Below are 12,876 nucleotides of genomic sequence, written 5' to 3' on the forward strand. Positions count from 1 at the left end.
ACGGCCCGATCCGAGGCCAGACGCGCCATAAGGAACGAGAACGCCACATGACCACCGCACGTCCCGTCAAGACCCGCAACGACGGTCAGTGGGCGCTGGGCGATCGCGAACCGCTCAACCACACCGAGCAGTTCAAAAACGACGACGCGCCGCTCAACGTGCGCGAGCGCATCATCAACATCTATTCCAAGCAGGGCTTCGACAGCATCGCCAAGGACGACCTGCGCGGCCGGTTCCGCTGGATGGGCCTCTACACCCAGCGTGAGCAGGGCTACGACGGCAGCTGGACCGGCGACGACAACACCGAGAAGATCGAAGCCAAGTACTTCATGATGCGGGTCCGCTCCGACGGCAAGGCGATGACCGCGCACACGATGCGCACGCTGGGGCAGATCTCGACCGAGTTCGCCCGCGACACCGCCGACATCAGCGACCGGGAAAACCTGCAGCTGCACTGGGTCCGGATCGAGGACGTGCCCGAGATCTGGCGTCGGCTCGACTCCGTGGGCCTGCAGACCACCGAGGCCTGCGGCGACTGCCCCCGCGGCATCCACGGCTCGCCGTTGGCCGGCGACTCGCTCGACGAAATCCTCGACCCGTCGCCCGCGATCGACGAGATCGTCCGGCGCTCGCTGAACAACCCCGAGTACGCCAACCTGCCCCGCAAGTACAAGACCGCGGTCTCCGGCCTGCAGGACGTCTCGCACGAGACGCACGACATCGCGTTCGTCGGCGTCAACCACCCCGAACACGGCCCCGGCCTGGACCTGTGGGTGGGCGGCGGCCTGTCGACCAACCCGATGCTGGCCCAGCGGCTGGGCGTGTGGGTGCCGCTGGACGAGGTCGCCGACGTCTGGGAGGGCGTGACCCGGCTGTTCCGCGACTACGGCTACCGGCGGCTGCGGGCCAAGGCCCGGCTGAAGTTCCTGGTCAAGGACTGGGGCGTGGAGAAATTTCGTGATGTTCTCGAACAGGAGTACATGAACCGCCGGCTGATCGATGGACCGGCGCCCGCGCCGGTCAAGCACACCATCGACCACGTCGGGGTGCAGCGGATCAAGAACGGGCTCAACGCGGTCGGCGTCGCGCCGATCGTCGGGCGGGTATCGGGCAGCACCCTGTCGGCCGTGGCCGACCTCATGGAGAAGGCCGGCTCCGACCGGGCGCGGTGGACCCCGTTCCAGAAGCTGGTGATCCTCGACGTCGCCGACGACAAGGTCGACGAGCTGGTCGCGGGGCTGGAGGCGCTCGGACTGCCGTCGCGGCCGTCGTCGTGGCGCAAGAACACCATGGCGTGCACGGGAATCGAGTACTGCAAGCTGTCGTTCGCCGAAACCCGGGTGCGGGCACAGACTTTGGTGCCCGAGCTGGAACAGCGCCTGGCCGACGTCGATTCCAGGCTCAACCTGCCGATCAGCGTGCATCTCAACGGGTGCCCGAACTCGTGTGCACGAATTCAGGTCGCCGACATCGGGTTCAAGGGCCAGTGGATCGACGACGGCGAGGGCAACTCGGTCGAGGGTTTCCAGGTGCACCTCGGCGGCGGCCTGGGCGAGCAGAGCGGCTTCGGCCGAAAACTGCGCCAGCATAAGGTCACCAGCGCCGAACTGGGCGACTACATCGACCGGGTGACACGCAAATACCTCGACGGGCGCCAGGACGGGGAGACGTTCGCGTCCTGGGCGCTGCGTGCCGACGAGGACGAATTGCGCTGAGGCCGTAGTGAACACACTGGTACTCACCGCACACGGCAGCCGCGACCCCCGGTCGGGCGCCAATGCCGAGGCCGTGGCCGACCGCCTGGCGATGATGCGGCCCGGCCTCGACGTGCGGCTGGCGTTCCTCGAGCTGAACACGCCGAGCTTCGCCGACGTGCTGGCCGGGTTGCCGGACAGTCGCCGCGCGGTGGTCGCCCCATTACTCCTGGCCAGCGCCTATCACGCGCGTTTGGACATCCCCAAGCAGATCGCCGAGGCCGGCGCCCATGGCATCCGGCAGGCCGACGTGCTCGGCGAGGACGAGCGGCTGGTCGCAGTGCTGCGCGAGCGACTCGTCGAGATCGGGGTTTCCCCGCTGGACGACGATCTCGGGCTCATGGTCGTCGCGATCGGTTCGTCGAACCTCGCTGCCAATGCACGCACCTCCAAGGTGGCGGCCAGGCTGGCTGCCAGTACCCAATGGGCCGGGGCCACAACGGCGTTCGCCACCCGGCCCGAGGCGTCGGTGGCCCGCGCCGCAGACCAGCTCCGCCGTCGGGGCGCGCGCCGGCTGGTCATCGCACCATGGTTCTTGGCGCCGGGCCTCATCACCGACGGGGTGTCAAACTTTGCCCGCGACAACGGCATTCTCATGGCGGCGCCGCTGGGGGCGCACCGGCTGGTGGCCGAGACTGTGCTCGACCGCTACGACGAGGCGCTGGCCGAGGACGCCGCGGCCTGAGCTTTCGACGCCGCCGTGCGGCTGGTGATGTGGCTGAGCAGGTCGCGGATCGCTCCGGCCGGCGGGGTGCGCCCGCCGATCCAAATGGCCCGAAACTTGCGGCGCAGATCCAACTTCGGGATGTGCACGGCGTGCAGGCGGCCGACCGCCAAATCGTCGGCGACGGCCAGCCGGCTCATGGTCGCCGGTCCCGCGCCGGCGAGCACCGCGGCGCGCATCGCCGCCGCCGAGGTCAATTCCAGCACGGGCGCGGCCTGTTCCATGTCCTCGCCGAGCACCCTGCGCAACGCCACTGTCAGCGAATCGCGGATGCCCGAATGCATTTCGCGGGCCACCAGCGGTGTCTGCGCGAGTTCGCGCGCGGTCACCACCCGCCCGCGTCGCGCCCACTTGTGTTCGGGCGCAACGACGATCACCAACTCGTCCCCTCCCACCACACAACTACCTAAACCCTTTGGCGTGCCCGGGTTTTCGACGAATCCAAGGTCGGCGCTGCCGTCGCGGACCGCGGCGATCGCGTGGTCGCTGTTGGTGGCGGTCAGAATCACCTGAGGCGCGGTATCGCCGCGCCGCGCCGCCTCGGCCTGCAGGGACAGCAGCCAGTGCGGCATGAGTTGTTCGGAGATCGTCTGGCTGGCCGCCACCCTGATCCGTCCGCGGCCTTCCTTTCGCAGCGAACCCAGGCCCGCATCGATCTCGCCGGCGACCTCGAGCAGGCGGGTCGCCCAGTCCGCGACGATCAGGCCCGCGGGCGTCAGTTGCGAACCGCGCGTGGTCCGAACGGCCAGGGTGACGCCGATCTGGGCCTCCATGGTGGCAAGCCGCCGGGATATGGCCTGCTGGGTCAGCCCGAGTTCGCGCGCGGCGCGGCCGAGGCTGCCGGTCTCGGCTATCGCCAAAAACGCCTCGAACGCGGCGAGGTCGGGCAACCGAGGGCTCAGCGGCATGGCGGTAGCTCACAATCAAATGGTGTGACACAACTATAGCTTGTGACACCACAACGCCAAGCCTCCCGTCCCGCCCGGAACGATGGGCGACATGACTCGCGCGGCCCAAGAGGTTCAGACCCCCCAGCCCGGGCCCGCCGTTTTGCGGATTACCGATCGCTTCAAACCAAGAGGCCGGTAGCCCCCGCGCGCGCTGTCGCGCTAAATTAGCCAGCCAGACTGTGTTTTGACGGCTCGCAGCCGGCAACCCCGCTGGCCAAAGGAAGGACATCACTCGTGGCCTACGTGATCGCCGAACCCTGTGTCGACATCAAAGACAAAGCATGCATCGAGGAATGCCCCGTCGACTGCATCTACGAGGGCGCCCGGATGCTCTACATCCATCCCGACGAGTGTGTCGACTGCGGTGCCTGCGAGCCGGTTTGCCCGGTCGAGTCCATCTTTTACGAAGACGATCTGCCGGACGAGCACAGCCAATACCTGCAGATCAACGCCGATTTCTTCACCGAGCTCGGCTCGCCCGGCGGCGCCGCGAAGGTCGGGCTGACCGAAAACGACCCGGCCCCGGTCAAGGCACTGGAGAGCAGAGCCGAGGCGTCATAGCCTCCGCGCTAGTCCCAGCCGGAGAGCCCGAAGGTGTCGCTCGGTCTGCGCCCGGAGAGTTTCTGAACCACCCACTGGTTCATCGAGACCTGTTGTTCGGCGGCTTCGACGGCCAGGCGGCTATGCAACTCCGGGGACGTCCTGATCACGATCGTGCCGCTGTAGCTGCGGTCCGCCATGGGCGTCGGCGGCGTTTCGCCGGTGTTCAGCATGATTTCGATGTGGCGGTCGACGGCCGTCTCGACGGCCTCGATCGCCTCTTGCGCGGTCGGCGCTTCGCGGCGCATGAACGGCAATTCGAGACACGAGCCCACGTATTCGCCGTGGTACGGCGACCATGCGACGCGGTAGGTGTAGTGGTTCACGCCGGGGTTGATAGCACGGGTGCTAGCGGATTCGCGAGTCACTTATCCCCAGCGGAGCGGTGACGGCCGCGGAGCGTTGTGCCGCCACACCCGGGGCGTCGGCGCCTCGTCGGGAGCCATGCGGGCCGTCCCGAATCAGCTAGCGCGGGCGCTATCACTTCAGAGAGTCCGCTACCAGTTTCGTAAGGTGGGGAAATGCGGATAGCCCGAATAGTCCACGTCATCCGGCAACTTGGGTCGTTGGGGGTCACCACCGTGACCGCGGCGTCCACCCTCAACGCCTACCGGCCGTTGGCGCGCAGCGGATACGCCTCGCTGTTTTCGTGGATGTTCGGGCTGGTCGTCACCGAATTCCCGCTGCAAACGCTGGTGAGCCAGCTCGGCGGACTGGCGTTGACCGGTCGTCGCCTGACTCGGCCCGTGCGAATAACCGCCTGGATTGTCGCCTGCCTCTCGGCGGTGGGCCTGCTGAACTTCAGCCGCGCAGGGCATCGGGCCAATGTGCCCCTGACCGAGGCGCTGGACAGCGGGCTGGGGACCGACCGGTTCACCGAGTCGGCAAGCCTGTGGAGACGGCCGTCCGGCGGCGGCACCGCCAAGACCCCCGGGGTGCTGCGCATGCTGCGGATCTACCGCGACTACGCCCACGACTCCGACATCAGCTACGGCGAATACGGCAGCGCCAACCACCTGGACATCTGGCGGCGTCCCGACCTCGACCCGGCGGGCAAGGCGCCGGTGCTCTTCCAGGTCCCCGGCGGCGCATGGACGACGGGAAACAAACGCGGACAAGCCCATCCGCTGATGAGCCATCTCGCCGAGCTGGGTTGGATCTGCGTGGCGGTCAACTACCGGCACAGCCCACGCAACACCTGGCCCGACCACATCGTCGACGTCAAGCGCGCCCTCGCCTGGGTCAAGGAGCACATCGCCGAATACGGCGGCGATCCCGACTTCGTCGTCATCACCGGGGGTTCGGCCGGCGGCCACCTGTCGGCGCTGGCCGCGCTGACGCAGAATGACCCGCAGTTTCAGCCGGGATTCGAAGACGCCGACACACGCGTGCAGGCTGCGGTGCCGCTCTACGGCATCTACGACTTCACCCGGTTCGACAAGACGCTGCATCCGATGATGCCGGGGCTGCTGATCAAGTCGATCATCAAGCAGAAGCCGTCGACACACCTGCAGACGTTCGAGTCCGCGTCGCCGGTCAACCACGTGCACGCCGACGCTCCCCCGTTTTTCGTCCTGCACGGAACCAACGACTCGCTGGCCTACGTCGAGCAAGCCCGCACGTTCGTCGAGAAACTTCGGCAAGTCAGCGCGCAGCCGGTGGTGTACGCCGAATTACCGCTCACCCAACACGCTTTCGACATCTTCGGCTCAATCCGCGCCGTCCACACCGCGGTGGCCATCGAGCAATTCCTCGCCGAGATCTACGCCGCGCACCTGCGGGCCGACGTCGTCGCGGCTCCCGAGGTGTCGTAACCGCTAGGGCTTCGGACGCACCCCGGCGGCGCGGTACACGAACACCGGTTCCACCGGAAAGCGCAGCGTCGTCCTGGGTAGGGCTGTCAGCACCTCGTCGGGAATTCGCTTCTTGTAGTTGAGCCTCATCGAGCCGCTGAAGGCCGGGTCGACTCCACGAAGGTCGATGTCGATGCCGAGGCCCTTGTCGGTGATGGTGGCCCGGCCCGGCCCAGAGTCGGTGTCCCACGCGCAGTCGATGGACCGTAGGTTGGCGTCGCCGCGCGCGGGAAAGGTGGCGACGACTCGGGCGGCGCTGAACGCGAACCCGCCCGTATACCGCGAGACGCCACCGGCCGAATACACCCCGGGCACATGGCCATTGAAGTGCCGGACCACCCCCACCCGGCCGGCGCTGAAGATGGTGCCCTCGGCTTCGAGTGCCTCACGCAGCGCCGCGGGCAACTGGCCGATCTGGGACAGATTGCGGAGGAACGCGAACACGTCCGAACCGTAGCCCCGCGTGCGGCCGGTCCGCAGGCTTATTGGACCGTCACGGTCAGCGTGTAGGTGCACGCCGGTTTGGCGTCCTTGTCCACGAAGCTGGTGTACGACGTGCTGACGGTGGTGGTTCCCGGTCTCAGCGCGGCGAACGTCCACTCTTCTTTGCCGGGCGCCCCCAGCGCGTCAGAGGTCGGCTGGACGAACTGGTGGCTGACTTGCTTGACGATCGATGCGTCGCCGATCTTGGTATCGGGCGTCCACCGGTACGGGGTGGTGTAGTTCGAGCCCAACTCCACCACCAGGGTGTTGCCGACGGAGAGGGTGGTGTTCTGGGCGATCTCGCTCTGCGTCAGCACATCCTTCATGGGAACCTGGAGCGTTCTGGTCGATGGCGGGTTTCGGGACGCGAAGTGGCAGCCCACCACCGTCGACAACGTCAGCATGGCGACTGTTACCAGTAGCCTGAGCTTCACCAAATCCCCCTTTGATTTCCGCCCCGGAGCCTAATAGGTCTGATCCAGACCGAAGATAGGCGACGACGCCGCCCTTCAGCGCGTCCGGCAGGATGGGCTGGTGTTTGGCCTCGAACTGATCGTTGCCCTGGTCTCCACCGTCATCGTCGGGACGGTCATCGGCCGGCGCTATCGCGTCGGGCCCCCGGTGTTGCTGATCTTGCTAGGCGTCCTGCTGGGGCTGATCCCCCACTTTGCGCACATCAAGGTGAACGGCGAGATATTGCTGCTGCTGTTTCTGCCGGCGATTCTTTACTGGGAGGGCCTAAACACCAGCTTCCGCGAGATCCGGGCCAACGCACGCATCATCGTGTTCCTCAGCATCGTCCTGGTGATCGCCACCGCGGTCGCGGTGTCCTGGACGGCGCGAGCGCTGGGCATGAATCCGCACGCCGCCGGCGTTTTGGGCGCGGTGCTGTCGCCCACCGACGCGGCCGCGGTGGCTGGTCTCGCGAAGAAGCTGCCACGCCGGTCGCTGACCGTGCTCAAGGCCGAGAGTCTCATCAACGACGGCACCGCCCTGGTGCTGTTCGCCGTCAGCGTCAACGTCGCGATCGGTGGGTCGTCGATCACCCCGCCCGAGGTGACCGCCCGGTTCATCGGCTCCTATCTGGGCGGGATCGCCGCCGGGCTGCTGGTCGGTGGCGCGGTGACGTTGCTGCGCAAGCGAATCGATGCGCCCCAGGAGGAAGGGGCGTTGAGCCTGCTGACGCCGTTCGCCGCCTTCCTGCTGGCGCAATCGATGGACTGCAGCGGCGTGGTCGCGGTGATGGTGTCGGCGCTCGTCCTCGCCTACGCCAGCCCATTGGTGATCCGGGCCCGTTCCCGGCTGCAGTCCTTTGCCTTCTGGGACATCGCGACCTTCCTGCTCAACGGCTCGTTGTGGGTGTTCGTCGGTGTCCAGATCCCGGGAGCGCTGCGCGGCATCGTGGGCGTCGACGGCGGAGTCCGGCACGCCCTGTTCGTGGCGCTGGTGATCACGGGCGTGGTGATCGTGTCTCGCATATTCTGGGGCGAAATCACCACGCTGCTGATCCGGCTCATCGACCGCCGCCAGGCGCAGCGCGAACGCCGGGTCAATTGGCGTCAGCGTTTCGTCACCGCCTGGGCGGGATTCCGTGGCGCCGTGTCGCTGGCGGCGGCGCTGGCCGTGCCGATGACAACCCTGAGCGGCGCACCCTTCCCGGACCGCAGCATGCTGATCTTCATCGTGACCGTCGTCATCCTGGTGACCGTCCTGGTCCAGGGCAGCACGCTGCCCGCGGTGGTTCGGTGGGCGAAGATGCCCCAAGATGTCACCCACGCCGAGGAATTGCATCTGGCTCGTTGTCGGGGAGCCCGGGCCGCCCTCGCCGCGCTGCCCACGGTGGCCGACGAGGTCGGCATCGGCGATGACTTGAGGCGGCGGCTGCAAAAGGAGTACGAGGAAAAGGCGGCGCTGGTGTTGGCCACCGAGGACGGTTCGCCAAACACCCGCATCGTCAAGGGCCGGGAGAAGCTCCGGCGGGTGCGCCTGGGCGTGCTCGAACACAAGCGCCGGGAAATCACCGCGCTGCGCAACCAGAACCTCATCGACGACATCGTGCTGCGCGAGTTGCAGAACGAGATGGATCTGGAGGAAGTGCAGCTGCTCGCCGCCGCTGCCGACGACGACGACGAGGACGAGTAGGGCCCGTCGGTGGCCGATCGTACAGTCGGCCCCATGCTGCACACCGTCGCGATTCGCGGGTATCGCTCGCTGCGCGAGGTCATACTGCCCCTGGGTCGTCTATCGGTGATCACCGGCGCCAACGGCGCCGGCAAATCCTCGCTGTATCGCGCCCTGCGCCTGCTGGCGGACTGCGGCCGCGGCGAGGTCATCGGGTCGCTCGCCCGGGAGGGCGGGCTGCAATCGGTGCTGTGGGCCGGTCCCGAGCAGCCGGCCGGCGCTCGACGCTCCGGGAAGACCGAGGGCACCGTGCGTACCCGGCCCGTGTCACTCGAATTGGGCTTCGCCGCCGATGATTTCGGCTACCTGGTGGATTTGGGTATCCCGCAGTCGGCCGGCAAATCGGTGTTCGCCCGCGATCCGGAGATCAAGCGGGAAGTGTTGTTCGCCGGCCCCGTGCTGCGGCCCAGTACGACGCTGGTGCGCCGGTCCCGAGTGTTCGCCGAGGCCAGCGCGGAGTCCGGCAGCGGTTTCGACGAGCTGTCCCGATCCCTGCCGTCGTATCACAGCGTGCTCGCCGAATACGCCCACCCGCATGCGCTCCCCGAGCTCGCGGCGGTGCGAGAACGGTTGCGCGGCTGGCGGTTCTACGACGGCTTCCGAGTCGACGCGGGAGCGCCCGCGCGGCGCCCGCAGGTGGGCACCCGCACCCCCGTGCTCTCCGACGACGGCAGCGATCTGGCCGCCGCGATCCAGACGATCCTCGAGTCGGGGTTCGAGGACCTCAACCGCGCCGTCGCCGCGGCATTCGACGGCGCCACCCTCTCGGTCGCCATCCACGACGGGCTGTTCGATCTCCAACTGCGCCAGCGCGGCATGCTGCGCGCGTTACGAGCGGCCGAATTATCCGATGGCACACTGCGTTTCCTGCTTTGGGCCGCCGCCCTGCTGAGCCCGCAACCGCCCTCGCTGATGGTGCTCAACGAGCCGGAAACCTCGCTGCACCCTGACCTGGTTGCCCCGCTGGCCTCGCTGATCCGCACCACCGCCGCGAAGACGCAAGTCGTGGTGGTCACTCATTCCCGCTCGCTGCTCGATTTTCTCGACACGACGCCGGTCGCAGACATCGAGGCCATCGCCGAGGGCCAAGCCGTCGAGATCGAGCTTTACAAGGACTGGGGCGAAACGCTTATCAGCGGTCAGAGCTTGTTGACGACGCCCCGGTGGGATTGGGGCACTCGCTAGCCGCGGGGTGCGTTCGCCGCGTCGGGCGCCTTCGCCGTCGCCCCTTCCCCGTCGCCGTCGGCGGGGCCGAGTGTGAAACCTGGGCGTCGAGTGTGAAACCTGGGCGCCGAGTGTGAAACCTGGGCGGGGCCGCCCGGCGTGTCGCCGCCGTGGCTTCACACTCAAAGCCTTGGACGCACACTCAGCCGACGAATTCGGCGCGGCACAGGAAGCGGGCCTGCGTGCCCCGCTACAGCGCTGGTTCGGGCCGCCAACGGGCAGTCAACGTCGCCCGGCTAGCGAAGTTCATACAGAGTTCAGGCACGCGTCGGTTCAGCATTGATGAGTGCACACGAGAACCGCGTGTCCTCACGTTGTGCGTGTCGTACAGGTCGCCAATTTCTATGGCCCCCGCTCCGGCGGCCTTCGCACGGCAATCGACCGGCTGGGCGCGGAATACTGCGCCAGCGGGCACGAAGTCTTCTTGATCGTCCCCGGCCAACGCACCGAACGAGCCGAGCTGTATACCGGCGTCGTGCGAATCACCTTGCCGGCCCGCCTGATTCCCTACACCGGTGGCTACCGAGCGGTGATGCCGGGCCCGGTCAAGGCGCTACTGGCCGCGCTGCGTCCCGACGCGCTGGAGGTGTCGGACCGGCTCACCCTGCGATCGCTGGGGCTTTGGGGCCGCGACTACGGCGCCACGACGGTGATGATCTCCCACGAGCGCTTGGATCGCCTTGTCGGACAGCTACTCCCGCGTCGGGTCGCACAAAAGTTCGCCGACGTGGCCAACGCGCGCACCGCCGCGAACTACGACACCGTCGTGTGCACCACCGGTTTCGCGCGCGAGGAATTCGACCGGATCGGTGCCGAGAACACCGTCACGGTTCCGCTTGGTGTGGACCTGCAGACGTTTCATCCTCGCCGCCACTCCTACCTAGTGCGCGAAAAGTGGGCCGCGCCACCGCAGATGCTGCTGGTCTACTGCGGGCGGCTGTCGGTGGAAAAGCGTGTCGACCGCAGCATCGACGCGCTGGGCGCGCTGCGCCACGCCGGTGTCGACGCGAAGTTGGTGGTCGTGGGCGCGGGCCCATTGCGGCCCAGGCTAGAGCGACAGGCCGCGCGACTACCGATCGACTTCACCGGTTTCATCTCCGACCGCAACACCGTGGCACAGCTGCTCGCGTCGGCCGATGTGACGCTCGCGCCAGGGCCGCATGAGACATTCGGGCTGGCCGCGCTGGAATCGCTGGCGTGCGGAACCCCGGCCGTGGTCTCCCGCACGTCGGCGCTCAACGAGATCATCACCGCGGACAGTGGCGCGTCGGCCGACAACGACCCGGCCGCCATCGCAAAAGCGATCAGTGCCATCGTCAGTCGGCCTGAGTGCCGGCGACGCGTTTCCGCCCGGCGCCGCGCCGAGGACTTCACCTGGCACCGCGCCGCGACCGGCATGCTGGCGTCGTTGGGCGCACCGACATTCAACGACCCGCGCGGCGAGGCCGAACAGACCGATTAACGGTCAGAAGTCCGAGGCCGCCCACGTCCCCGGCGGGTAGGGCGGAACTCGTCCGGCGAAGGCGCCGTCGGTGAGCTTGCACAGGGTGTCGGAGATCGTCCCGGCGTTCGCGATGACCTTCGGCCGGGCGCCCGGTTCGACGTGGGCGATCACCGCGTGCCAAGAGGATCCGATGCCCCCTTGTTCGTACCAGATGAACCAGTCGCTGCCGCGATTGCCGGCGCGAATCAGGCGGCGAAACGGCGCGTTTGGATCGCTGATCGAATCGGTCGAATTGAACGGAGCCCCTATGTCGGCCATGGGCGGCAGGAGTTTGGTGAGCTCCGGCGGCACTTGCGCGAGGTGCCGCACCTCCTGCACGGGGGTCGTCAAGGCGCACTGGGTGTTTGGCATCGCGAACGCTGGGGTCGCCAATGCGACAGCGGATGCGGCGCCCATGAGGATCAAGATGCAAGCCCGGGTCACGACGTGCCGTCCACGCGAGAGGACACGTCCGCCCCGACGACGATGTCGAGCGCGCTGAGAATCCCGGGTTTCGCCGCGCAGACCGCAGGGATCGCGTTCAGCACGCGGGCAGCGGTGGCCGTCGAGCCGGGCAGATCTCCGCCGTTGAGGGCGAAATCGACCTGCACGGGGGGCTCACCGTCGATCGTGATCCGAGTCAGCCGGCGAACGGCGCTACCCGCCGCGATCGCGGGCTGCCAGTCTTCTACCGGCTCGTCGGGCATCGACCAGATCGACGAGAATTGCACGCGCGGTTGCCCGTTCACGATTGCATCGAACCGCATCCGCACGCTGGCGATCGTGCCGGCCGGAATCTCCCCCGCCGCAAAGCTATAGGAACGCTCGGAAACGGCGACATCGCGATACTCAAGGACGTCGTCCACAGTCCACCCGAGCCCCTGCGCTACGAGCCGCAATGGCGGCCCGATATGGCCGATCATCGCCCCCGCGCGGTAAATCTCAGCGTCCTGTTCTGGTGTACGGCCAAACCCCAGCCCCGCGAAGAACCCCGGTACACGGTACGCGCCGCAGGGAATGCGTTCTTGGATAATCACTTTCGTCGGTCGATCGGTCATGCTCGCCGCGTGTACGGCGAGGACGTCGCTGGTAAAGCCCGGCGCAATGCCGGTAGCGAACAATGAGCTATTGCCTCGGCGGCACGCATCTTCGAGCCGCTCACGCGCTGAGTCCTCTAGTGACGGCGGATGAAACAGCGCGAAGAACGAGGGCGTCACGACATTCTTCCGGCTTGCCAGGAACGCGCACAGGTGGTCTACGACTTCGTTGCTGTCACGACCGGAGACCGTGGCGAAATAGGTCACGCAGTCGGCGTCGACCGCGAGAAAGTCCTCTACACTGCCGACCGCCTCGACGCCGACGGCGCTCTGCCCGACCAGGTCGCCCGAATCCCGGCCGACCTTGTCCCGGCTGTGCACTAGGTGCGCGACGAGGTCGAAATGGGGCGACCGCAGGATCTTTCGCAGCGCGATCGACCCGGTATAACCGGTGCCCACATGCGCCACGCGATATTTTTCGCCCACTGCGGCTCCTGTTTGCTCTGCTGCTCACCAGCACACTACGTCACACTTTGCTGGAAGGGGACGCTTTCAACCAGGCGGCTAGGCTCGCTGCAAACCGACGA

13 protein-coding genes are annotated in these 12,876 nt (G+C 67.3%); 7 read left to right on the plus strand and 6 right to left on the minus strand.

Translation table 11 applies throughout. The annotated features are described in order from the left end of the window. The first annotated feature begins 47 nt into the window (after nt 1–47). Nucleotides 48–1,715, plus strand: a complete 1,668-nt coding sequence (locus A5686_RS18695; RefSeq protein ID WP_067937381.1) for a nitrite/sulfite reductase — start codon at nt 48–50, stop codon at nt 1,713–1,715. A gap of 7 nt (nt 1,716–1,722) precedes the next feature. Continuing rightward, nucleotides 1,723–2,439 carry a sirohydrochlorin chelatase gene (locus tag A5686_RS18700; protein ID WP_067937383.1) on the plus strand — a complete coding sequence of 239 codons (717 nt, stop codon included), beginning with the start codon at nt 1,723–1,725 and terminating at the stop codon, nt 2,437–2,439. Here the strand turns inward: A5686_RS18700 and A5686_RS18705 are convergent. Continuing rightward, on the minus strand, nt 2,403–3,386 hold the full coding sequence (locus A5686_RS18705) for a LysR family transcriptional regulator (RefSeq protein ID WP_067937385.1): 984 nt from the start codon (nt 3,384–3,386) through the stop codon (nt 2,403–2,405). The genes A5686_RS18700 and A5686_RS18705 overlap by 37 nt on opposite strands. 276 nt (nt 3,387–3,662) lie before the next feature. Here A5686_RS18705 and fdxA point away from each other — a divergent pair, with 276 nt between their 5' ends. Further along, the gene (gene fdxA, locus A5686_RS18710; RefSeq protein ID WP_007770504.1) at nt 3,663–3,989 is read left to right on the plus strand and encodes a ferredoxin; all 327 of its coding nucleotides are present in this window, start codon (nt 3,663–3,665) and stop codon (nt 3,987–3,989) included. Between the two features lie 8 nt (nt 3,990–3,997). Here fdxA and A5686_RS18715 read toward each other — a convergent pair whose 3' ends face one another. Beyond that, on the minus strand, nt 3,998–4,354 hold the full coding sequence (locus tag A5686_RS18715; protein ID WP_067937386.1) for a type II toxin-antitoxin system HicB family antitoxin: 357 nt from the start codon (nt 4,352–4,354) through the stop codon (nt 3,998–4,000). A gap of 195 nt (nt 4,355–4,549) precedes the next feature. Between A5686_RS18715 and A5686_RS18720 the strand changes: the two genes are divergently transcribed. Next, a complete protein-coding gene (locus A5686_RS18720; protein WP_067937388.1) occupies nt 4,550–5,842 on the plus strand; it encodes an alpha/beta hydrolase in 1,293 nt (430 codons plus the stop codon). A gap of 3 nt (nt 5,843–5,845) precedes the next feature. Here the strand turns inward: A5686_RS18720 and A5686_RS18725 are convergent, their stop codons facing one another. After that, complete coding sequence (locus tag A5686_RS18725; RefSeq protein WP_067937390.1) at nt 5,846–6,325, minus strand: hypothetical protein; 480 nt, start codon at nt 6,323–6,325, stop codon at nt 5,846–5,848. A 38-nt stretch (nt 6,326–6,363) separates the two neighbouring features. Further along, a complete protein-coding gene (locus A5686_RS18730) occupies nt 6,364–6,798 on the minus strand; it encodes a protease inhibitor I42 family protein (protein ID WP_067937392.1) in 435 nt (144 codons plus the stop codon). Between the two features lie 100 nt (nt 6,799–6,898). On the opposite strand from A5686_RS18730, the gene A5686_RS18735 reads away from it, so the two are divergent. The 3 genes from A5686_RS18735 to A5686_RS18745 all read left to right on the plus strand — a co-directional run bounded on the left by A5686_RS18735 (nt 6,899) and on the right by A5686_RS18745 (nt 11,231). Next, entirely contained in the window at nt 6,899–8,506 is a 1,608-nt protein-coding gene (locus A5686_RS18735; RefSeq protein ID WP_067937394.1) for a Na+/H+ antiporter, read from the plus strand. A gap of 33 nt (nt 8,507–8,539) precedes the next feature. Then, on the plus strand, nt 8,540–9,730 hold the full coding sequence (locus A5686_RS18740; RefSeq protein ID WP_067937395.1) for an AAA family ATPase: 1,191 nt from the start codon (nt 8,540–8,542) through the stop codon (nt 9,728–9,730). Between the two features lie 355 nt (nt 9,731–10,085). After that, nucleotides 10,086–11,231 carry a glycosyltransferase gene (locus A5686_RS18745; protein WP_067937397.1) on the plus strand — a complete coding sequence of 382 codons (1,146 nt, stop codon included), beginning with the start codon at nt 10,086–10,088 and terminating at the stop codon, nt 11,229–11,231. 3 nt (nt 11,232–11,234) lie between these two features. On the opposite strand, the gene A5686_RS18750 is transcribed toward A5686_RS18745, so the two are convergent. Next, entirely contained in the window at nt 11,235–11,603 is a 369-nt protein-coding gene (locus A5686_RS18750) for a hypothetical protein (RefSeq protein WP_231986418.1), read from the minus strand. Nucleotides 11,604–11,692: 89 nt separating this feature from the next. Next, nucleotides 11,693–12,775, minus strand: a complete 1,083-nt coding sequence (locus A5686_RS18755) for a hypothetical protein (RefSeq protein WP_067937399.1) — start codon at nt 12,773–12,775, stop codon at nt 11,693–11,695. Between the last annotated feature and the right edge of the window lie 101 nt (nt 12,776–12,876).

Origin of the sequence: Mycobacterium sp. E2479, from assembly GCF_001667925.1 — a bacterium.
Lineage (GTDB): Bacteria > Actinomycetota > Actinomycetes > Mycobacteriales > Mycobacteriaceae > Mycobacterium.